The organism is Thermogutta terrifontis, assembly GCF_002277955.1.
In the GTDB taxonomy this organism is placed as follows: Bacteria; Planctomycetota; Planctomycetia; order Pirellulales; family Thermoguttaceae; genus Thermogutta; species Thermogutta terrifontis.
This window is the reverse complement of record NZ_CP018477.1, coordinates 2,471,918-2,494,089: the sequence shown is the minus strand read 5'-3', so window position 1 is coordinate 2,494,089 and position 22,172 is coordinate 2,471,918. Positions and strand designations below refer to the sequence as shown.

14 protein-coding genes are annotated in these 22,172 nt (G+C 55.7%); all 14 read left to right on the top strand.

The window, feature by feature from the left end; genetic code table 11:
• The first annotated feature begins 277 nt into the window (after window positions 1-277).
• The 14 genes from THTE_RS09270 (at window position 278) to THTE_RS09200 (ending at window position 22,077) form a co-directional block, all read left to right on the top strand.
• Entirely contained in the window at window positions 278-3,028 is a 2,751-nt protein-coding gene (locus THTE_RS09270; protein WP_157731988.1) for a beta-galactosidase, read from the top strand.
• 415 nt (window positions 3,029-3,443) lie between these two features.
• Window positions 3,444-5,306 (top strand): hypothetical protein, encoded by a 1,863-nt coding sequence (locus THTE_RS09265; RefSeq protein ID WP_095415173.1) that lies wholly within the window; start codon window positions 3,444-3,446, stop codon window positions 5,304-5,306.
• A 118-nt stretch (window positions 5,307-5,424) separates the two neighbouring features.
• Window positions 5,425-7,362, top strand: coding sequence for a GTPase (locus tag THTE_RS09260; RefSeq protein ID WP_157731986.1), 1,938 nt, complete (start codon window positions 5,425-5,427; stop codon window positions 7,360-7,362).
• Window positions 7,363-8,235: 873 nt separating this feature from the next.
• The gene (locus THTE_RS09250) at window positions 8,236-8,715 is read left to right on the top strand and encodes a hypothetical protein (RefSeq protein ID WP_157731984.1); all 480 of its coding nucleotides are present in this window, start codon (window positions 8,236-8,238) and stop codon (window positions 8,713-8,715) included.
• A gap of 80 nt (window positions 8,716-8,795) precedes the next feature.
• The gene (locus THTE_RS09245; RefSeq protein ID WP_095415169.1) at window positions 8,796-9,674 is read left to right on the top strand and encodes a PEP-CTERM sorting domain-containing protein; all 879 of its coding nucleotides are present in this window, start codon (window positions 8,796-8,798) and stop codon (window positions 9,672-9,674) included.
• A 903-nt stretch (window positions 9,675-10,577) separates the two neighbouring features.
• On the top strand, window positions 10,578-11,579 hold the full coding sequence (locus THTE_RS09240) for an exosortase/archaeosortase family protein (RefSeq protein WP_157731983.1): 1,002 nt from the start codon (window positions 10,578-10,580) through the stop codon (window positions 11,577-11,579).
• 163 nt (window positions 11,580-11,742) lie between these two features.
• Entirely contained in the window at window positions 11,743-14,007 is a 2,265-nt protein-coding gene (locus tag THTE_RS09235; RefSeq protein ID WP_095415167.1) for a polysaccharide biosynthesis tyrosine autokinase, read from the top strand.
• 276 nt (window positions 14,008-14,283) lie between these two features.
• Complete coding sequence (locus THTE_RS09230; RefSeq protein ID WP_095415166.1) at window positions 14,284-15,951, top strand: MraY family glycosyltransferase; 1,668 nt, start codon at window positions 14,284-14,286, stop codon at window positions 15,949-15,951.
• Window position 15,952: 1 nt separating this feature from the next.
• Window positions 15,953-16,705, top strand: coding sequence for an exosortase C-terminal domain/associated protein EpsI (locus THTE_RS09225; RefSeq protein WP_095415165.1), 753 nt, complete (start codon window positions 15,953-15,955; stop codon window positions 16,703-16,705).
• Between the two features lie 63 nt (window positions 16,706-16,768).
• Entirely contained in the window at window positions 16,769-17,815 is a 1,047-nt protein-coding gene (locus THTE_RS09220) for an ABC transporter permease (RefSeq protein ID WP_237260110.1), read from the top strand.
• A gap of 245 nt (window positions 17,816-18,060) precedes the next feature.
• On the top strand, window positions 18,061-19,341 hold the full coding sequence (locus tag THTE_RS09215) for an ABC transporter ATP-binding protein (protein WP_095415164.1): 1,281 nt from the start codon (window positions 18,061-18,063) through the stop codon (window positions 19,339-19,341).
• Window positions 19,342-19,407: 66 nt separating this feature from the next.
• A complete protein-coding gene (locus THTE_RS18670) occupies window positions 19,408-20,286 on the top strand; it encodes a sulfotransferase family protein (protein WP_095415163.1) in 879 nt (292 codons plus the stop codon).
• A gap of 49 nt (window positions 20,287-20,335) precedes the next feature.
• Window positions 20,336-21,082 (top strand): class I SAM-dependent methyltransferase, encoded by a 747-nt coding sequence (locus tag THTE_RS18665; RefSeq protein ID WP_095415162.1) that lies wholly within the window; start codon window positions 20,336-20,338, stop codon window positions 21,080-21,082.
• Between the two features lie 20 nt (window positions 21,083-21,102).
• The gene (locus tag THTE_RS09200) at window positions 21,103-22,077 is read left to right on the top strand and encodes a glycosyltransferase family A protein (protein WP_095415161.1); all 975 of its coding nucleotides are present in this window, start codon (window positions 21,103-21,105) and stop codon (window positions 22,075-22,077) included.
• The last annotated feature ends 95 nt before the right edge of the window (window positions 22,078-22,172 follow it).

The following is a 22,172-nucleotide window of genomic DNA, read 5'->3' as shown; positions in this document are numbered from 1 at the left end:
TGGGTAGTCCAATTCAACGGGCCCATCTTTGTCCGCTCACTTCAATACCTGGTTAACCGTACGGGCAATTCATCAGTTGCCCCTGCCGCACTTCGAACCTTTGGCTTCCTACAGGCCCATACAAAAAGTGGGGATGGGGCAGAGTCCCACGGTCTGGACATGCGGCAAGCCCGGTTCGATAATCGGGGCGTTTGCCTGCATGTTTACAATCTCGCACTTTTGTGGCGCCTGTACACAATTCACGTTTCGGATGGTAACGCAGAGGACGGGTTTAGAAATGACACACAAGAAGCCCATGTCTGGAAGTTTTTTGCAGGGTGGTTTCTGGAATGTCAGAAATACGAGGTGGGCATTGCTTGCGGGGATTTGGATCGCGGTTGTGACGGTGCTTTTACCCAGCCAGGCGGACGAGGCCGACTCAACACTCGCTCCTGTCCGCACGGCCCGGGTGCGCGTCATCGACGGTATTCCTCGCCTTGTGATCAATGGCCAGCCAGTTGCGGCGCGGATTTTTTGGGGAGCCCCGGGCCGCGGTGTTGTTCGCACGGGCCCAGTCGGCCGGGAGATCACGTTCGAATTCACGGCCCTGGAAGATGGCGAGGGTCAAGCAACGCTCCATTTGCGATTTGGCTCTTTGCCAGGGTTGATTCTCATTGACAGCGTCCGAATCGTGGATGCTGCCACTGGCGAAAAGTTGTTTTCGTGTGATTTTGAAAGCGACGCCGAATTTTCCGCGAACTGGCATGTTTGGCCACCAGATAAGCGAAATACGGTCGGACATGTGGAGCGTCGCAAGGATTCGGGCGAGAATGGAACCGGGTGCCTGGCTGTGCGTCTCCAGGAGCCACCCGGCGGCCAATGGCCCGACTTTCATCTTTACTCCCGGCCGTCTCTCCCGATTGTCCGCGGCCACCGCTATCGTGTGACCCTCTGGCTCCAGGCGGACACGGAACGCAAGGTCAGTATTGCTGTATATCGGCCAGGCAATCCTTTTGTATTTCTGGGGGGACCACCGGGCCCGTTTCCTTCTCAAGTTCGGCTCGCTGCGCGGGCAGGAGTGAACCTGGTGAGCTTTCCAGTACCAATGCCCTGGCCAAAGCCCGGGGAAAAACCTGACTGGACGGCTGTCGACGTGATCTGTCGCGAGGTTCTGGAGAGCAACGCAAACGCCCTGCTCATTCCCCGAATTCCGATGGATCCACCGGCCTGGTGGATCGCGGCACATCCTGATCATGCGATGAAATGGGATCAACCGGGCCAGGACCGCGTGCCGGCATCGGTGGCCTCGACGCTGTATCGGGAGGAGGCCGCCGCACGCCTTCGAGACCTTGTACTCCATTTGGAACAAGTTTGGGGCGACCACGTGGCAGGATATCATCCCTGCGGACAAAACACGGGTGAGTGGTTTTACGAGGATACGTGGGGAAATGCCCTGAGCGACTACTCACCGGTCACGGTGGAAGCATGGCAACAGTGGCTCAAGTCAAAATACGCCACCGACGAGGCATTGCAGCGGGCCTGGGACAATCCAGCCGTTCGACTCAGCACAGTGGATCTCCCCACACCTCAACGCAGACGCTCCCAACCCTCGGGTCTGCTGCATCGGCCGAGGAGCGAGCAAGACCTGATCGATTTTGCGGAATTTCAGCAGGACATGATGGCCGACTGTGTCTGCCACCTCGCGAAGACGGTTCGAGACGCCTCCGAGGGGCGAAAGCTGGTGGTGTTCTTTTACGGGTACACTTTCGAATTTGGCGCAATTCACAATGGAGCCGCAACATCGGGTCATTATGCGCTCGCAAAAGTCCTTCGCTCGCCGGATATCGATATTCTCTGTTCACCGATTTCCTATTGGGATCGAGGGCTTGGCGGAAGTGCCCCTGCCATGTCGGCAGCAGAAAGTGTCATGCGGGCAGGAAAGCTGTGGTTGTTCGAAGACGATACCCGAACGTATCTGGCCAAGGATAGTCGTTTTCCTGGGTGGATCGATGGTGCCGACACACTTCCTGACTCGCAGTCGCTGCTTTTGCGGAACACAGCAGAGGTTGCCCTGCGGCATTTTGGGACATGGTGGATGGATCTTGGGGCCACCGGCTGGTTCGACGATCCTGAGCTCTGGAAGGTGATGTGCAATCTCCAGCAGCTGGATAAAACAATGCTTACCCTTGGCCCAGCATTCACCCCGGAAGTAGCAGCAGTGGTGGACGAGAAGAGCATCTTGCACGCGGCTTTTGGAAGCGATGTGGTGACGCGTCCTCTGATTTACGAGGTGCGACGCCCCCTCGGCCGTATGGGTACTCCCTACGGACAATACCTCCTTTTCGATGTGCTGCACGGCGAAATCTCAGCAAAAATGCTGGTGTTTCTGGCCGCCTGGCATCTCTCGAAGGGGGAACGCGACCAATTGCGCAAAACAACCGCGGGAAAGCTGAAAATCTGGTGCTACGCACCGGGATTTTTGACTGAACGCGAGGATCCAAAAACGGCCATGCAGGAATTGACGGGATTTGAACTGGAGGAACTCGTTGGGACACCGGCTTGGGCGGAACCTACGGACCGCGGACGACAGTTGGGCCTGACTGAAGCCTTTGGGGTGAAACGCCCAATCCAGCCGTTATTCGCGGTGGTCGATGCGAGACCAGGGGAAATTCTTGCTACTTATCCCAACGGGGCAGCGGCGGTCGTTTTGCGACGGCTTCCCGATGGTCCTTCCCTGTTTGTGGGAGTTCCCAATCTCACAAGCGAACTGCTCCGGCTGGCTGCCAGGCAGGCGGGGGTACATCTTTTCTGCCAGGAAGATGCCAATATTTATGCAAATGGGCCCTTCATTGCTGTACACGCCGCTCGTGATGGGGTTCTGACAATCGATACGGGAATGCCTACGCACGTTTGGGATTACCTAACCGGGGAAAGTCTCGGTCAAGGCCCCAGCATTCCTCTTGCCATGAAAAAAGGTGACACGCGCATTCTCGTATGTGGCGAGCGGATTGTCGCCACCACGGCGGAGAGCAGCAGGGCAGGGGAGTGATTCGCCAATCGAATGAATGGGCTGATCTGCTTTTGGGAAAACGGAGCCAACCGTCTTCCGGACGAGTTTCCTTGTACTATTTACGTAGACCGCGCATTTTGCCTATGTTTTCGGTTTCCTAGCCGATGGCGCCGGGAGCCGTCCCAATCCGACTTTCTTTTCCTGTTTGTCCGGTGGTTTGTTATTTGTCTGCCGATTCGTGCGTAGATACGTCAAGGACTGTAAGAGTGAAAACGGATTAGCCATTAATAGAATTCCGGCAAACATGTTTCAGCGTAACTCCAGGGGCGACTGGTACCATCACCGTGGGTGGCACCTGCCGTGCCAAAACTGGATTGGTGTTACCCGACACCACTGTGTTGAGCTATAAGCAATGAAATATTCAGATCTCGGTTGCGTCATGTCGGAGGTAGCCATGCAGTGCGGGGACTTCGAGCAAAAACTTCGCACCTACGAAAATGCGATGGCTCAGTTGCTGAAAATGATTCCGCGCGTCCGCCATTTGGTGGTTAACCGACTGAAGCGCGACACGGACGTGCCAGGCTTCGATGCGATGAAAAGTCGCTATGAATCCTTTTGCCAGCTTCGGCAGCGAGGACTGCAACCCCCGCTGGTGGTGACCATGTTTGGCCCAAGCGGAGCGGGAAAAAGCACTCTCTTCCGCTGGTTAACAGGAATCGATGTTCCCGCAGGAGAGGTCATCCGCCCCATGACCTATCATTCGGTTGTGGCCGTTCCCGAGAGTTTTTCCAAGCCCGATGTGTTGCAGCTTGTATTTCCCAATAGGAGGGTGGTGCCGCTTCGAAACCCGGAAGAAGTGGCTCAAAAGACGCAAGGAGACGGGCGAATCTTTTTCGCCCCCATGAAATCTCGGGCAAATTCGCTGCCTTTCATACTGGCCGACGTGCCGGACTTCAACACTGTCGAATGCGCCAATTGGGAGCAGGCCAAGCAAATGCTGTCTCGGGCAGAGCTGACCATTTTTCTTACCTACCCAGAAAGCTACCTTGATAAGTGCACGGTGGAGACGCTTGCTTGGTGCTGCCAGCTGAGCAGTAGGCTGGTGTACGTTTTGACCAAGATCTCCGATCAAAACCCTGCGGAGATATGGCAGGACCTCCTGAAAAAAACTGGTGATCAGAAAGTCTTTGGCGAAACTCGCCGGGACGGTCGGACCCTTCACGAGTTTCTCAAGGGGAGCCTCTGCTATTACAGCCCGCGACTTACTGGCGAAGGAGACACACTTCGGATCGAGCCGCTCGAGGCGAACCAGCCCCCCTTTCTGGATCTGATCCGCGGTCAACCAGCCGAGGAGTTGATTCTCGCCGGGTTGGTCGAGTCCATTTATGTCGCGATACTGGCCTGCGAAGAGCTCTTGAAGCTCGGGCAGCTGTGTATTGAGCAGATCAGCAACGCTCTCGAGGATGCCAGGACATCATTAGACGAATTGGTGAAAAAAGTGGTAAGCGAAATCTATCCCCTACAGGACCTTATGAACTTTATTGCAGAGCTCGCTCGAGAAAAAACTTCAGGGGTCGTTCGTGGGGTCTTACGGAGCATGAACAGAGCTGTCGGCAAACTGGTGACTCCTCAAGCGATAAAAGATAGCACTGAGGCCGTAGCAGAGGTCATCCGAGAACAGGGAAAACCGCTCGTGGAACTGGAAAAGGAGAAGTTTCGGGGCGGAGTCAAGGAATATGTTCAAAGAATACGGGGAGAATTTTCCCAAAGCCTGCCAGAACAATCATTCGGAGATTCGAATTCTGGTCAAAGGCCATTTTCCACCGAACAAACTCATGAACTCATTAGGTGTGTTCTCGCCCGACCTTGGCCAAGACCATCCAGTGGCTGGCAAGAGGCCGTGCGAACAGACGTGGAGAAGTTTCTCGAGGAGAATCCAGCGTTCGCGCGGTGGATGGCCACTCTGGACGACGCTGTCTGGACTGTGGGGACCGGCCTGTTCGTGGTGGACCTGTTGACCACCGGCGGCTTAATCTGGACCATCGGGGCATTGACCTTAGCAGGAGTTGGGGGCAGCGCACTGGCCCATACGGTGCGGGAAACCTTGCTGAAGAAACTGGACGAGATTGGCCGAAAAGCTCACGAAGCCTGGGTGGCTCAGCGATCAAACAAATTGCAAGCTTTTCTGGAGGAGCACTTTTTTAAAGCTCTATTTAAGCCGTGGCTCGAAGACGTTCGAACGGTCGCGATTGACGAAATCAAGAGAAGCCTCCAGGCGTGCGAAGAACTGAAACAACTTGTGAATGCCACACAATGAAGCAGGTTACTGCGGGCCCGTTGGGCAGCCGGGGGCAAATAAACAGTGGGGTGCACTTCTTCTCGGCAAGGTGCACGCATGGGCACGATTTAGGAACAGAACCGGAGGTGTGTTGCGAATGACGATGCAGCAATCCTCTCCATCCCACAGTGATCATCCCATCTGGGTCGAGCAGCTTATCGCCGAGGCGGAGGCGATCCAGCGGATGGTAGGAAAAATCCACGGGGGCAGCTGGGTGAGCGACCTTTGCGACGCACTGGACCTGGCGGTGCGGGAGTTGCGGCAGGGACGTCCTCAGGGCGTCGCCCTCGTGACGTTGGTGGGCGGTACCGGCGTGGGGAAATCAACGCTCTTTAACGCCCTCATCGGCAAAATTAATGCCAGCCCGGTGTCTCATGATCGACGCTGCTTTACCGACAGGCCATATGTGGCCGTTCACCCGGCGGACCGCCCCCTGCTTGATTTCCCGGAAGAATGGCAGCCAGTCTACGTGGATATCCCCTTCAGGGGTTGGGCGATTTGCGATGCACCGGACATCAATGGCATTCTTGAATCAAACCGGCAACTGGCAAAGCAATTGATCGAAAAGTCACACTTTTTGATTTACGTGACGATGTCCGAGCGCCGGGCAGATTTTGATGTCCTCAAGGAGATTCGCAACTACGCAATCGCCAAACGCTGGTTGTTTGTTCTCAACAAGGCGGACGAAATAACCGATTTGTCCGCAGTGCGGGAAGATTTTTGCCGGCGCCTAACCGAGATCGGCTTTGCCCCGGATGAAGATGTCGTGTTCGTAACGAGTGCTCGAGCCCCGGAAAATAGCGAGGTTGCTCGGCTGCGCCATTTTCTGGTCGAACGCGATCCCCGGGAGGTGGCCCGCCTTGGCGCGCTGGATGCCTTCCTAGGCCGGTTGCAGGATGCCCTGAGCCACGAGCGGTTGCGTCCCTTGCGGGAGGCCGTGGATCGACTCAGTAAGTTTCAAGAAGAGCTCACGCGCGAGACCCGAGAAGTCTACCGAGAGGGTTTGCAGGATCCCGTGGCCGCCATGGCGATTCAACGGGTCATGAATGAGGCCATCTGGCAATACGTGGTGGACAAATCATGGGGGTTTGCGGCCCTCATCGCTTGGCTCCGCTGGCGCTGGAGTCGGTTTCGGTTGGCCTACGCCTTGCTGCGTTTAAGCACGACCCGGTTTTCCCTCTTTCAGTTGCTTCACACTCTCGTCACCACATCCGCCGTCGTTTTCACCAATCTCCTGCCGATCTGGCAAATCACCCAGCACCTGGCCAGCCACTGCAAGGGGAAACTGGAAGACATTCGCTTAGGTGTGAACAGTCTATTAAAAGAACTGGGGCTGCTCGAATGGAGCGAAGAGTGTTCGCGGGACTCATCTCAACAAGCGGGCGCACTTGGGACCGAGCCTGCCATCGTTCCGCGTTGGCTGGCATCCCTGAGCACAGTCTGGGACGTGGACGACCCGTTCGGTTCGGTCGCAGCCCTACGAGCAGAAGTGGAGCGGACTGCTGTGGACGAGGCCCAAAAAGCGGTGGGTTCGGCCTGGGTCCAATTCATGGTCAACCTCTTGCCCTTTGCTGTGTCGATCGACTTTGCTGGCCGGATGGTCTATTTCTGGTGGCAGTCGGCCCCCTACTTGAGCGCCGAACCAGTTTTCCCTTCCAGCCACTTTTACCTTCTGACAGCCGTGATGCTCGCCATGACCCTTCTGCCCGGCGCGATTCTCATGGGGCGCCGCGTGAGACGTTCGAGCAAGTCCCTGCACTGCGATCGGATCGTTGAGCAAGTAAAAGACTTCCCCGTTCTGGAACCGCTTGCGGCGGCTGAAAAATTTTGCCGTCAGGTCCTGGAGCGGTGCGAGAGCTTGCGCGACACGGCGGCCTGTTTCCGGCAATCACTTCAACTGGGTTTTGCCACTGTCCGGCCGAATTTTCATGGGGTGGCATTTACTAACGTAGAGAGATCGCTCGAGTCTGGTGTGTCAATCATGGAAGAGCCAGCCAACGGGCAACCTCAGCCGGCGGAAGTCAGCGACCACTGACAAAAGCGCGACGCGATAAGTCCTTTCCTGACCGGAATTTGCGGTAGTTGCGGGTCCTCACGACCGGGTGCCCCATCTGCCCACATTGGCAAACTAGGACTTGTGAAATCGTTGCCCACGGTGGCAACCACAGCGTGGGGAGCGATCAATCAAGAGAAGGGAACACTGCGCGACATGTTTGTCACTTTGTGGGGGGATGGAGAACTGGCAATCTCTGCGGTTAACGCTCCGGAGAACCGATTTCTGCCATTCTTCCAGGGTGGTGGCCAACTCGCGGACACGGTTTGGTTGCTCGGCAGATGGGGCCCGGGTTTGTTGAGGGGCCTCCGCAACGTGGTAAAGTTCCCTTCGAACATACCGCTGTTTCGTGCTCTGGTGCGGCTTGAACGGCCAATCGAGCGAGGGGGACATCCGGGGAACTGGTGCCCGGGCTGAGCCATGCCCAGCTCTTTCTTGGGCCTTTGAACGTCCAAAGGCTCGGTCCGGGGTACGGCGATTCGTGAATGGCCGCCACAATAGTTTGCGGTTGTAGCGCGTCATGTTGTTCGCGACAGGGAGAAAAGCGCGGCTCACGGTCTCGGTCTCGTGGTATTCTGCTGGTCAGGAGCGTCCTTGGATTTGCTGGAAATTTTTTTAAAAACCCCCTCAGGTGGGTTATTGACAGGGTTGCGCGCGTTGGTAGTATTGAGCGTGTCGAAATGGTGGTGTGAACACCGGTAGCTGGTTTCGAAAAGGTGCGAAAAATTTTGGTGGCGGGCTATTGACTGGGAGAGTTGGGCAATTACAATAGCCCCAGAATCGGAAGGAGCCGGGAGCAAGCGCACAGTGGAAAGGGAGCCACGGGGCAAAGCGTACAGCGGGGCCAGCGCTTCAATGGGTCGTGCAACAATGGTGAAAATACCCCGGCGAACAATTGCGACGCTGACGATCGCCAGCCTGGTGCTGGTATCTTGCGCGTCCACTTGTCATGCCGGGTGGATTTCCACTCTCGACTCCGCCAGCGTCTCGCAGATCCTCTTTGGCGACGACTTCGACGCTACCCTGGGCCAGAATGGCGCCGGTTCAATGTCTGGCGCGTCACAGGCACCGGCGGAGCATTCCGATAGCAAAGCTCCATGGCCTTGGCATCTGTCGCCGACGCTTGTGCAAGTGGCCGCCATGCAGGCCGGTCAATCCGCCGGGATGAGCGGCACGTCGCTCTCGATCATCGGCAGCAGTACCAGCAACTCCCAAGCGGCCTTCATCGGCCCACCGCTCGATCTCAGCGATCCACCTCTCCGCGATCGCATTCTGGATGAACCCAAACTCATCTTGCCCAGCGGCCCGGTTTTTGAACTGCTCCGCCCTGCGTAGTTGGGGCGTTGTTATCAGTGACTGGGCTTGGCGGTCTTGAAGTATACGATTGGTCTAACGAACAAGCGGAGGATTGAAATATGAGGCGTTATTTAGTTTCTGTGATAGCAGCAGCGATCGTTGTTTGCGCGGCATCCCAGGCTTCGGCAGCCATTTATCCATGGGAAGCCATTGACTGGACGGGGCAATATGTGACGACAATTAAATTCATCAATTATGAAGTCGTCTGGAATCCAGCTACAGGATTCAAGGACGCGGCGTACCAACCCCAGGTTAACGATGTTGTGTACCAGTTACTAAAAGCTACCGAAATTTATTGGGAGGTGCCCGGCTCTGGACTTGTGCTGAAGTGGCAGGACTCCGTGGGTGATGGCGAAATCACGGCCTATGCAGTAGCAAAAGTCACTGACGTTGTTGCATCTGGAAACAAACGTGAGTACACGTTTGGGCCAGTTACGACTTCATCGGATTACACGGACCAGCTTGGTTACACATGGAAAGCCGACGAAGTGGTCGCGATTTATTTTGATACAAATGAAAACTTCGGGGTCAATTACTTAACACGGCAGCAAGATCGAGAAAGTGCTACGGATGGTATTTTATTTGCAACTTTTGGGTTCGGGGCTGCCGTGGATTTCAATCGTGGGGGTGCAACCGGAATAAACACGGAGCTTACCTCCACTCTCAACTTAAACACGGGTACGATTAGTTCATCTGGTGTGTTGAATGTTAAAAGCGTTGGCTCGTCATTCGTTGATGTGGTGTTCTTACCCATAGGACAATATAGCGCTACCTTTGAGAATAGTGTACAGTCGGGCGGCAATAGCAAATGGCCCTTGAGCAGTAACGATCCGTTCCGCATCCGGCCGACCCCCGAGCCAGGAACCTTATCGGCGCTGCTCGGCATCGTGGCTGCTGGCGCGATTGGTTTCCTCCGGCGGCGACGGATCGGCGCCTGACTTTGGCGTGGTACGCCGGGAAAACCGACCGGTGGAATTCGATTCCATTTAGGGAATCTTAGATTAAACGCAATGAGGCCATCAGACTTGGTGGAAGGTGTCAAAGCCTTCCACCAAGTTTTGCAAATTGAATGATTGGCGGATTGCTTTAAGCTGCGGCTATAGCTGCATATTTAACGCTCTTAGGGGCAACCCAGGGCAGGTGACGCGCAGGAGGGCATGCCCTGTGTGAGAGACGTTTTGATAGAACAGACTTCCAGTCCGTGAGATGGATGCTGGAATAACGGTACCGCATCTTAGAGGGGTGAAACAATGGGGCGTTGTAACAATCGGTCCCCGCAGCCTTCATGCTTGTCAGGACTACAACCGGCAATTCAGTGCGCCGCTTTGCCAACCGATTGTGTTGCAGATGCCTTAAAAGAAGCGGTGGTCGCCGCAAGTGGAAGGTCATCGTTGCAATTCTCCTTTAGAAACCGCGACGAAAGATGGGAACTAGGTTGGCAACGCGAGGCGCCATATCTTGGCCGAATTCCTAGCAAATCCGCTGCGTGCCGCTCTCTCTGCCTCTTTGGCGGGATTCGCGATTGATAGGTGGTCCCCATCGAAGTAGGCACGCCTTTTATTTAGGTGAAGTGGTGCGGCACACGAATTGCGGTCGAACCGCTTTTATGCGGACTAACCCAACCGAGGGACGCCCGGTGGTGGGCAAGGGCGTAGTATTTCAATCAACTGCCGCGATGGATGGCTTTGGTCTGGCTGAGAGCAACTGAATGTCGCGGCAGCAGGTCCTTGACTCACGAGGCTGGGCTGCTCTACCGGGACGCATCACGTGGGCTTCCTGCGCAACCCACAGGAACGGAGTGCGCGCGGAGGTTGGCTGAGTTAAGCAGCAAGAATTACGAAATGATCGAAAACGCAACAGAAGTGCAGCGACAGGTCGTCAAAATGCAACACAGCGGAGAAGATCGATCCGCTCAGGGGGTGAACAAACCGCCCCATTTCCGGATCTGGGTGGCTTTCGCGGGATTGCTTATTGTTCTCGTCGTGATCTTCTGGGACGCCCTTCTCGTCCTTGTTCAGAGATGGGCCAAAGAGGCCGACTATCATCATGGATTTTTGGTGCCGATTTTCGCGGGATATCTCTTGTGGAGACGGCGCAAACTTCTCGGTGACTTCAATTCTTTAGCCGTCACTCCATCCGCGCTGGCGGCCGGGATCCTGTGTCTCGTCCTGGCTGGCATGACGCGAGCAGTTTCCGTGCTCTACTATGTACGGATCGTCGACCCCGCGGCAATCATCCCAGCTTTCATGGGAATCATCTTGTGTCTGTTTGGATGGCGCGGCCTCCGCTGGGCCTGGCCGGCAGGGGTGTTTTTGGTCTTTATGCTGCCCATGCCGGGGGCGGTAGCGACCCTCTTGAGTCATCCGCTTCAGCGAGTGGGAACTCTTGCCTCAACGTTTATCATCCAAACCTTGGGAATCCCTGCGATTGCCGAGGGCAACGTCATCACACTCCGAGAAGGACAGCTCGAAGTGGTGCGGGCATGCAGTGGTTTGAAAATGATGAGCCTGTTTTTTGCCGTGTGCTGGGGCGCCGCGTTTCTCACCGATCGCCCCTGGCTGGATCGTGTGTTGATGATTGTCAGCGCGCCACCGGTGGCCCTTGTTGCCAATATCCTACGAATCACGTTGACAGCCGTCCTGGTGGAATGGGGGCTGACCAGCGCGAATCTGGATCACGAACTGGCCGGCTGGCTGATGATGCCCATGGCGGTCTTCCTTCTTTACGGTGAAATGGCCCTGTGGGACAAGATGTTCCTCCCCGCGGAAGAAGGCCCACCTCGTGTGATCACGGGAGAGTTCCCTCCCAAGGCTGTCACAGCGCGAGCGAGTGAGTCCCGCTGAATGAATTTGGCACAAATCTTGCACCGGTAATGGATCCTAACCTGGTGGCGTATTTCCCCCAGGCAAAAGGTTGCGTGCAAGTTTTCCGCTGTACATAATAGGACACTGAGGCTGGTTCGGCACCTGTGAGGTTGCTGACGTGACACCGGAACGAGAAGCAGGCATGAGTGAACATCAACACCTCCCGGCACCAGTTGGCCAGGATCGCACCGGGGCGGCCAGGCCGTCTGCGCCGGCACCTCTTTACTTGGACGCTGAATGGCAACCCATCCCGGCGGCTGAAGCAGGGCAGGGGTTCGGAGCGTATCTGCACGCATTCCGCAGGCGGTGGCTCGCCGTCGCATTTTTGGGAATGCTTTGTGGAGCAGCAGCGGCTGCAGCCGCTTGGTTCCTCTTCATTCCTCAGTACACGGCGACGGCCCTCATTCGCGTTTCCTCGTCGGTTCAGTCGGTGCTATTTCCCACGCAACAGGGCGCGGGTCCGAGTTTCGATATCTATAAGGCGACGCAGCTTGAATATCTGCGCAGCCGTTTTGTGTTGGTGGCTGCACTGCGGCAGCCGGAGGTAGCTCGGCTTCCCTCCATTCGCGAGCAGATCGACCCGGTGCAATGGGTGAGCGAGCACCTGAGCGTGAGATTTCCGGGAAATTCAGAATTCATGAACGTGAGCTTCACAAGTACGCGCCCTGATGAAACCGCGGTCATCGTGAATGCGATCGTGGACGCGTACATGCGGGAGGTTGTGGATACGGAACAGCGCGAACGACGGCAGCGGCTGAGCGAACTGGACCAGCTTTATTCGGAAAAAGAGGCTGATGTCCGAAAACTGGAAAATGATTTGAAGTCCTTGAGCCAGCAATTGGAAACCGGGGACAGTCAGGCCTTGAGTCTTAAGCAGCAGATCACGCTGCAGCAGTTTTCAACGTATCGTAACGAGCTGATCAACGTACAGTTGCGGATGCTGCGGCTTCAGGGCGAACTGTCCATCAAGAAGGCCATTCGGGATAAGGCCGCCCAAATTCCTGTCACTGATCGCGAGATTGAAGCAGCCGCGCGGACCGATCCCGTCATTCTTCAGCTCCAGCTTCGCGAAAGCGAGTTGAAAAACCTGGTCGCACAAACCCGCGATGTGCTACGGCCGGAGATCGCGGCCCGATACGGCAATCGGTACGTGCAGGAACTAGCCGATGTGCAGAGCCGGATCAAGGCCCGCCGGGAGGAGATTCGTCAAGAGTTGGAGCAGCGACGTGTCCGCGATCTCGACGAGGAGATTGAAAACCTCAACTTTGAGCTTTCTATCCTGGCACAACAGCAGGATCAGCTCCAGAAAGAAGTCGAGAATGTCCGCCGTTCGGCTGAAACGTTTGGCAAAGGTTCTATTGAGGTGGAATTTCTGCGGGCGGAGGTCGAATTAGCCAGAAAGACCCTGCAAACGATTGCCGAAGAACGCAACCGCCTCGCTATTGAACTCCGCGCCAAGCCACGGATCACCGTTGTTCAGCGAGCAGAAGTCCCCCGGGTGGCTGACAGTGACCGGCGGATTCAGCTTGCGATTATGGGTGGGCTAGCGGGTTTCATTCTGCCCGGTGCGGTGCTTCTCTGGTGGGACGTGCGGCGGAAGCCGGTCAATACCGCTCACGAGTTGCCGCACGCAGTCGGAGTCGATGTGTGGGGCACAATTCCGCTGGTCCCGACGCGAGCCCTGCAAATGCTTCCCGAGGAAAATGGTCGGTCACGCCGATACCAGCGGTGGCGAGCGCTGTTCAGCGAGTCGGTTCGCAAGGTGGCTGCCAGGATCATCCGCGAGTCGGAGCATGAACGTTTGCAGGTGATCATGGTGACTAGCGCCGTCCCGGGAGAGGGCAAGACCACGCTCGCGTCCCAGTTGGCGGCCAGCCTGGCGCAAATGGGCCAAAAAACCGTCATTCTGGATTTTGACCTGCGACGGCCCTCACTCCATGAAGTATTCAATCTGCCGATTAGTCCGGGGGTGAGTGAAGTCCTGCGGGCGGAAATCTCGCTCAAGGATGTCGTGCGGCCCACTGAGTTGGAGAATCTGTTCGTGGTCACAGCCGGCTACTGGTCGCCGCATCGGATGGCGGTGCTTGCCAACGGTGTCATCGGCGGACTGTTCCGGCAACTTCGTGAAGATTTCGATTTCGTTATCGTCGATGGATCACCGGTGCTTCCGGTAGCCGACACACGATTCATCAGTACGCATACCGACGGTGTGGTCCTTTCGGTCGTGCGAGACATCAGTCGGGCTCCACAACTGCGGGCGGCCCGGCAGGTCCTTGAAAGTTTCCACGTGCGGGTGCTGGGAGCGGTAATGACCGGTTCCGCCGAGGACGTGTACTATGCGTATCCCTATCACTCGCCAATTGTAGAGGGCGACTCACAGCGGCAGGAAGCCCCAGAAAGGGGATGATTGGGTACACATCTTCATATCGATCTTGACGGTATGCAGGAGCGGCCTGGAATAGATTTCGGGGCATGGAGGATGCGGGGCGATTCTTTGTTCTGCTGGCGAGCAAACCGGACTACGGCGACGCCTCTTCATACGGCTGATTGGAAAGTCGCGGCGCGATTGAAGCGTCTCTTATCTGATTCGCGAAAACGTTTGCTCGAATTTGATAAACGAAGTGGAAAAAAGCTGGGCGAAATGGCGGCTTAAATTCGGCGAAAACCTCCAGGGTCGGCAACTATGATCACGCAACCAATGGTTATCTATGCTGGGGTTAGCGCCGCAGCAGCGTTGGTCTTGAGTACTGTTCTCACGGCTCTCCTGTATTGGCTGGCTCCCAAAATCAACCTGCTGGATCATCCCGACGCCCGGCGAAAACTGCACAGCCGGCCTACCCCACTGGGAGGCGGAGTAGCGATTTTTCTCTCACTCTGCCTTGTTCTGGCGGGCAACTTTCTGCTCCCAAATCCCTGGGGCTTTCACATCCAACGAGATTGGAATGACCTGCTCGTTCTTCTAGTCGCCTCCGGCTGGCTTGTGGGAGTGGGTCTCTACGATGACCGCTTCAATCTCCGCGGCCGGTACAAACTCTTGGCGCAGATTCTTGCGGCGGTTCTCGTGGTGGGAGGAGGTTACAGTTTCGGTCGGGCAGATATTTTTGGGATCTCTATCGATCTTGGGGATTTCGGCCCGCTGATCGCCGTGATATGGTTTTTGGGCACCATCAACTCCATCAATCTCCTCGATGGCATGGACGGTCAAGCGGGGACTTTGGGAGTCATTTTCAGTGTAACAATTGCCTTGATGGCCTGCCTCACCGGACACTTTGCTGTGGCCTTCATTGCCATCGTGCTTGCTGCCGCGATTCTGGGGTTCCTCATTTTCAACTTGCCTCCCGCGAAAATCTTCCTCGGCGATGCCGGGAGTATGTTCATCGGCCTGATTCTCGGTGTTTTGGCCGTGCGGGCGTCTATCAAAGGTCCCAGTACCCTCATGGTGGCCACGGTACTTCTTCTCTGGTTGCTCCCCATGCTGGACACCGCAGCCGCAATTGTCCGGCGGAAGCTTTCACGAAGGAGCATTTACGCAACGGATAGATTCCACCTCCATCACCAATTCATCGAAAAGCTGGGCAACAATACGCGTGCGCTTCTTCTCATCACGGTGCTTGCGTTCTCTATGGCTTGTGCATCCGTTGCAACCCTCGTTGTGGGTAATGACCTTCTCGCCCTGGGATGTGGCGCGACAATGGTCGTCGGGTTGGTCGCCACAGGCCTGTTCGGCCGGGCAGAATGTCGCCTGTTGTGGGCGGCGTTTCGCAAAGTTGGCCGACGCCTGAAAAGGGCCTTTTCACGACAAGAGGATTGCGTTTGTGAAGGGCTCCAGTTAAGCGGCCGCGGAACGTGGCAACACCTTTGGGAGCAGCTTATTCGGCCTGCTTCCGAGTACAACCTCGTGTATGCCCGTATCGATCTGAATGATTCGCATCTGCGGGAAAATTACGTGGGGGAATGGCAAAGAAATGGCGTTCCGGTTGATTCGCATCAACAACCGCTCAGCCACCACATCATTCCGTTGTGGGTGCATGATCGCGAGGTGGGCAGAATCGAGGCCGTCATCCTGCGTCAAGGTGAGACGTTCCAGAGGGATGTGGAGTTTGTCCTGTCCCTGGCCGACCCCTTTGAAGCCCGACTGCAGCAACTGGCAAGCACTCAGGGCGTGAATACACCAATACAGAAACAATCACCAGTGGCCTCACCTCACATCGTGAACCGTGTGGATCATGCCACGCACGAATGGAATAACGGTGGTAATGGGAATGGCCATGCCCGCAAAGAAGTGACACCCGATCCCCTTCAGCCGACGACTGTTCGGCGGTCCCAATCCAAGCAGGAGGTTTCGCACTGACATGGCCCGAAAGAAAAGATCCGTCCCAGTACTGGTCTCGGCGTCTACCCCCAAGCCTGAGGAGAAGACCGGCCGACCTTTGAAACATAAGTCTATGGTGAACATTAGCTTGCCGGTGCGGGTTGGCGTGGCGATCGGGTCTCTTATTCTGGTGGGACTTGGGGCTCGGTGGGCCGCTTCTCAGGCGGTTCCGAGTGAAGTCCGTTTGCCAAACCGCGACCAACTGCTCGGCTTCCCCTATCAGCTTGGTCCCTGGAAGGGCGAGGATGAGGTGGTCGACGAGAAAGTTCTCCAGGTCGTCGGGGCTGAACTCACGCTCAATCGCACGTATCGCCAGTCGGCGGAGCGGTTCGTCGGTCTCCACGCGGCCGTTTTCACGTACACCGACTTCTCACTTCCCCACCCCCCGGAATTGTGCTACGGAGGCACGGGCTGGAGGGTCCGAAGGACCCGCGACGTCCCGCTTAATCTTTCAGATGGCACAACCGGGACAATCCGCATCCTCACTTTGGAAAAGGAAACCGGCCAACAGACGGCGACCGTGCTATACTGTTATCAGTTGGCCGGGCCGTTCGCTGCCGATCGAGACGCCGTGCGGCGACTCTTCTGGCGTTACCGAGGCCAGAAATCCCGGCCACCCCTGGTTAAGGTGATGTTCCACCTGCCGGGCTCCGACAGCACGGCTGAGGACGACGGTCTCGACTTTGCCCGGCGGACTTTGGAAAAACTCGCCGAAATGGAAAAGACCTGGTAACCGAAAGACCTTTGCCAGCGCGGAAAGGACGGAATATTTCAGGGCGCTCCATTGAAAAAATCCATGCGAAAAGATCCGACAGCCTCTGATTCGATGTCCGACGAACTGGCCGCTGAAAACGACTTGCCCGAGTCAGACACGCCAGCCGCCGAGCACACCGCGGTGGTCGCGGACGAACTGACCACGGAATCGCTGGACCTGGGCGAGCGGGAGGACATTATCGAGCGGCCCAGTTCACAACCCACATCGCGGCCTTTGGCGGAAGATCTGCCGGTCACGATCATCCGTCCCACCAGCGGGTGGCGGGCCCTCGACCTGCGCGAAGTCTGGCGCTATCGCGAGCTCATGCTTACACTCGCCTGGCGGGAAATTACAATAAGATACAAACAGACCTTTTTAGGTGCTGCCTGGGCCATCATCCAGCCCCTTATGACCACGGGCATCTTCAGCGTTTTATTCGGACTGCTCTTGGGAAAAGGGAACGAGCCCAGCGCAGGCGACGTTCCCTACGCGGTGTCCACTTTTTGTGCCATGCTCCCCTGGCAGCTTTTCGCAACCTCGCTCAATCAATCGGGCAACATCCTCATTCAGTACCGCAGCATGATCACGAAGATCTATTTTCCCCGGCTTATCTTGCCGATGGCCGCGGTGCTTTCCTCTCTGGTCGATTTCGGCATCGCCTTTGTAGCGCTTTTAGCGATGATGGCGTTTTACGGGATTTTTCCCGGCTGGGCTGTGCTCACTCTGCCATTTTTCGTCATCCTGGCGATCATGGCCTCCCTCTCCGTGGGACTGTGGTTGGCGGCTCTCAATGCGATTTACCGCGACTTTCGTTACGTGATTCCATTTATCATCCAGGTTGGAATGTTCGTCAGCCCCGTTGTGTACAGCATGGAATCCATCCAGGGCCGCCTTTCACCCTGGGCGTGGACGCTCTATTCGCTCAACCCTATGGCGGGCGTCATCGAGGGATTTCGCTGGGCCCTCCTGGGCACCTCGCACGGCCCTGGACCGATGCTGGTCCTTTCCACCGTGGCGACCGCCATCATCCTGGTCGGCGGGATGTTCTATTTCCGCCGAATGGAACGCCTGTTCGCGGACGTCATCTGAGAACGCAAATAGGTCGCACGTTACTTCGTTTGCCGACCTATTGAGTGCAAGCTAAGTTACAACATGATCAGAAAACTTTTGGAGAAAGGGGTTCCGCGCAACCCACGGGACCGAAGGCTGCGCAGACGTCACAGCGAAATCGCCGGACGAAGCTTTCCCCAGCATTTGGACTCCGCATGATCAGTCCACCGCGGCGTATCTTCTCCCCTATTGGCGCGAGTTTCCCCCGATTCTAACCTGCCATCATGAGTGACATTGCCATCCGAGTCGAAAACCTCACGAAAAAATTCTTCCTTGGCGAACGTGTCGGGATTAAGACCTTCCGGGAGGCCCTTCAGGACCTCGTCACCGCCCCCTTCCGCGTGTGGCGGAAGAACGGCCAGGGTGACGGGCAGGACAAAGTGGACACCGAACGCGAAATCTGGGCCCTCAAAGGGGTGTCCTTTGAGGTCAAGCACGGCGAGGTTCTCGGGATCATCGGGCCAAATGGGGCGGGCAAGAGCACACTCTTGAAGATCCTCAGCCGGATCACCGAGCCCACCGGCGGTTACGCGGAAATCCGCGGTCGGGTGGGAAGCCTTCTCGAAGTCGGTACGGGCTTCCACCCCGAGTTGACCGGCCGGGAAAACGTGTATCTCAACGGGGCGATCTTGGGCATGTCCAAGGCCGAAATCCGCCGCAAGTTCGACGATATCGTGTCCTTTGCCGGGGTGGAAAAATTCATCGACACGCCAGTCAAGCGATACTCCAGCGGCATGCAGGTGCGATTGGCGTTTGCCGTGGCCGCCCACCTCGACCCGGAAATCCTCATCATCGATGAGGTGCTCGCTGTTGGCGACGCCGAGTTTCAGAAGCGCTGTTTGGGCAAGATGAACGAGGTCGCCCGTTCCGGCCGCACCGTCCTCTTCGTCAGCCACAACATGGCGGCCGTGGAAGCGCTGTGTGAACGGGGAATACTTCTGCGAGGCGGTAGGGTAGTGCTTGACGGTCCTGCGGATCTAGCGGTTCAAAACCACCTTGATGCCAACTATCCTTCTCAGGGCGAGTTTGATCTTTCCCACGCGCAGCGACCTAGTCACCTGAAGCCCCTAATCAAGAAGCTGCGTTTGGCGGATGCAAATCATCGCTCTACGGGTGTGCACCGGTTTGGAAACGACTTGCACATTGAGTTAGAGCTAGAGACAACAGAAACGATCAATCACGCACACTTCAATGTGCGCATTTTGACCTTGTTGGGCCAAAGGGTGGTAACCTGGTCTAGCCTCTATAGTTCGCCCCGAGGCCTGGAAATTAAACCCGCATCAGTCTTCCGACTAACCCTTGAAGAACTCCGCTTGGCCCCGGGACAATACAGATTATCCGTGTACGTCTCCAGCGAAGGAAGGGCACTGGACCGAGTAGCAAACGTTCCCCTCGAAGTTGCAGACGCGCCAGAAATGGGACAGGTTCACCGTGTGAATTACGAAAAGGCCCTGTATATCCCAAAATGTCGCTGGGAGCTTGCTCGAGCCTCCCCGAGGGGCTAAGTCCCTGTGTGTCCTTGCCTACCAGCACCAATACTATCGGTACACATTTGTTGACAGTTCACGGCTATGTATCATATGATTCCCCGACCGCTAAAAATGGTTCTGATCCGTTGTATTTCGCCCTTTGTTTTCAGAAAAACAGACGCCGTCTTCGTACTTTCCACCGGTCGAAGTGGAACTTTAACACTCACAAAACTACTCGCAATTGACACTCGTATCGCCGCATACCATGAACCACGTCCACACTTATATGCTGAGGAGCTTGACGCATACGCGCACGAATGTATCCCACTTGCGCGTTTTGCTAAAATACTTTACCGAGCGCGATCGCAACTCGTAACGAGCGCGTATTTGAAAGGCCGCCTTTATGCCGAAACGTCCAACTGGCTCACGTTCTTCGCCCCCGCCATTCGCACTACCCTTCCGCGGAGTAAGTTTATCCATTTAGTGCGCCATCCCGCCGAGGTAGTTGCGTCAGGTCTGGCCCGTGGATGGTATCAGGCGGCTAGCCTTGACCGCTGGCGCATCCGGCCCCGAACGTTACTGGTCGACTCACAAGGTACAAAACCCAATTCATATCCCAGCCTCCAGATAACTGCGGACGAATGGTCCCGAATGAGCCCATTCGAAAAAGCATGCTGGCTGTGGTCAGAAATAAACACATTTGCGATTCATTTTGCACAGACTATCCCGGAATCGCGGTACCTCTTAGTTCGTCTCGAGGACCTTATCGCAGATCCGAATCAGCAACTGCAGCGACTGTGGGTTTTCCTAGGACTGACTTTCGAAACGCACATGCTCGACCAATGTTTAGCCGTCCTTTCCGTTAAGCATAATGCGTCCAAATATCCTCGCTCTGCATACAATGAGTTATGTTCCGAGAACCGGTCGCTCCTGTGGAATTTGTGCGGCGATACTGCGAAGCGCTTGGGCTATGCGCCATAACCCGTCGCTACGACAGTGTGCTCCTTAGGATAAATGGCACTTACGTGTAATGAACGCACTAACGATTGAACGAATTAGCAGGCATTTACACCGCGCCGTTTGTACGCTTCTGCAAAAGGGGGTTCGTGTCAGCGTTAGCTTGACCACGCTGACTGTAGTTACCACAGTGTTGGGTGAACCAGTCGTCAACCGCTTTTGTGATAGGACCCGTGCCTCGCTACCTGGCAAAAATGTCTCGATCGATACTGAAATAGCGCGGCTTCTCGAAATGGAAACCGTTTACAGTCTTCCGCGCGAAACGTTGGCGCTGCTTTCCAGGCTCTGTCGGCAATATACACCCAAGACCATTTGTGAATTCGGATCCGGCTTAAGCACAGTGGTGTTTGCAAATTACGCTCGATCCGCCCAGGCCCCCTTTAGGGTTGTTGCGTTTGAACACAGTGATCAATATGCGCACCAGACCAGGAGTATACTAGCGAGTTTTGGTTTGCAAGACTTTGCACATATTCTTAAATACCCCACTGACATACCCGAGTTCTTGGAGTCCGTCCACGATAGTTTAATAGATATGGTATTGGTTGATGGGCCTCCTCGTACCTTTGGCCAAGGCCGCGTGGAGACCCCGCCGTCCCTACGGCCTGCTTTGCAACACAACGGCGTGTTTGTTTTGGATGACGGCTTCCGACGCCACGAAAGGGAATGTGTTTACGTCTGGCGCAACCGACGATTGATTCGAAGCGCTAGACTGTACTTTGTACCGCATGGCGTAATAATAGGACGATTTACCGGGCGTTAGAATATCGCCGGACTCACAATATGCCTTCGTTCCTTGTAACTGTCTTGACTGCAGGGTTTAACGCACGCAAGTACCTCAAACGGTATTTAGAGGGGCTCGTACTTCAAGATTACACACCCCTTCAAATTGTCTTTGTCGACGATGGGTCCACAGATGGTAGTCTGGAGTTTATCCAGTATTGGGTGACGCGGGTCAACTTCGCGGCCGAGCTCTTTATAACGTTACGTCAAGAGAATCGAGGACCTCACGTCGCGATGAACCACGGCTTGCGATTTGCCACAGGAGATCTTATCCTTCCCGTGGATGCGGATGATATGTTGTTGCCAGGGGCAGTGCACGCTTTTGTGAAGGCTTTTGAGGACAATCCCACTGTTGATTTGGTCTACGCTGAGCACAGAAGGTGTGATGAGAACTTCCAACCATTGCTTCGTCCGAAACTTAGTCCTCGGTTAAAGGACTCAAGCAACCTGCTTTACAACTTGCTCCGATATGGTATGTTCATTCCCGCGGGCGCTTATTGCTATCGACGACGCTGCCTGGATTATCTTCCGAATAAACAATTTACTCCAGAATATCAAGCCCAAAATCTCGAATTGCTGCTTCACACGGCTGCACGAGGCAGATGTTTGTACTTAGACGCGGAGACGGTGGAGTTAACTGTGCGGAGCAACAGTCGCTCACGAGCGAAGAGTCTTGAGCGACTTAAAAGAAAAGTGTATGGATCTCATCGTCTTCAAAGGGAAGTGGCGCGGCAATACGCGGTGCCGTGGAGCGTTCGAGCAAAGCTTGAAGCACGCCTGTTGCCGCTTGAACTCGACTACTATTTCCTCTCAGGAATGAGGCAAGCGTTTTTCAGGGCGTGGCTGAAGGCCCTCTGCCTGGGTGTGGCTTCCCGAAAGCATGTCATTCAAGCGTTTTCGCTTTTGTCTCCGCGCTGGCGTAGCAAAGTAGTTGACCGATATTTCTCTGGATATGATCTTGCGACGGTGTCATGAGGATTTTCGGCATATTACGTCGCGCTTTGCCCAGGATCAAGCAAATTTTACTTCAAAGGGCAGAACCCCTCCGTCTGTTGGTCAGAGAAAAAAGT

Excerpts from the sequence above, each read along its gene's own strand:
- THTE_RS09270 (WP_157731988.1), top strand. The coding sequence starts at position 278 with ATGACACACAAGAAGCCCATGTCTGGAAGTTTTTTGCAGGGTGGTTTC.
- THTE_RS09265 (WP_095415173.1), top strand. The coding sequence starts at position 3,444 with ATGCAGTGCGGGGACTTCGAGCAAAAACTTCGCACCTACGAAAATGCG.
- THTE_RS09260 (WP_157731986.1), top strand. The coding sequence starts at position 5,425 with ATGACGATGCAGCAATCCTCTCCATCCCACAGTGATCATCCCATCTGG.
- THTE_RS09250 (WP_157731984.1), top strand. The coding sequence starts at position 8,236 with ATGGGTCGTGCAACAATGGTGAAAATACCCCGGCGAACAATTGCGACG.
- THTE_RS09245 (WP_095415169.1), top strand. The coding sequence starts at position 8,796 with ATGAGGCGTTATTTAGTTTCTGTGATAGCAGCAGCGATCGTTGTTTGC.
- THTE_RS09240 (WP_157731983.1), top strand. The coding sequence starts at position 10,578 with ATGATCGAAAACGCAACAGAAGTGCAGCGACAGGTCGTCAAAATGCAA.
- THTE_RS09235 (WP_095415167.1), top strand. The coding sequence starts at position 11,743 with ATGAGTGAACATCAACACCTCCCGGCACCAGTTGGCCAGGATCGCACC.
- THTE_RS09230 (WP_095415166.1), top strand. The coding sequence starts at position 14,284 with ATGATCACGCAACCAATGGTTATCTATGCTGGGGTTAGCGCCGCAGCA.
- THTE_RS09225 (WP_095415165.1), top strand. The coding sequence starts at position 15,953 with ATGGCCCGAAAGAAAAGATCCGTCCCAGTACTGGTCTCGGCGTCTACC.
- THTE_RS09220 (WP_237260110.1), top strand. The coding sequence starts at position 16,769 with ATGCGAAAAGATCCGACAGCCTCTGATTCGATGTCCGACGAACTGGCC.
- THTE_RS09215 (WP_095415164.1), top strand. The coding sequence starts at position 18,061 with ATGAGTGACATTGCCATCCGAGTCGAAAACCTCACGAAAAAATTCTTC.
- THTE_RS18670 (WP_095415163.1), top strand. The coding sequence starts at position 19,408 with ATGTATCATATGATTCCCCGACCGCTAAAAATGGTTCTGATCCGTTGT.
- THTE_RS18665 (WP_095415162.1), top strand. The coding sequence starts at position 20,336 with ATGAACGCACTAACGATTGAACGAATTAGCAGGCATTTACACCGCGCC.
- THTE_RS09200 (WP_095415161.1), top strand. The coding sequence starts at position 21,103 with ATGCCTTCGTTCCTTGTAACTGTCTTGACTGCAGGGTTTAACGCACGC.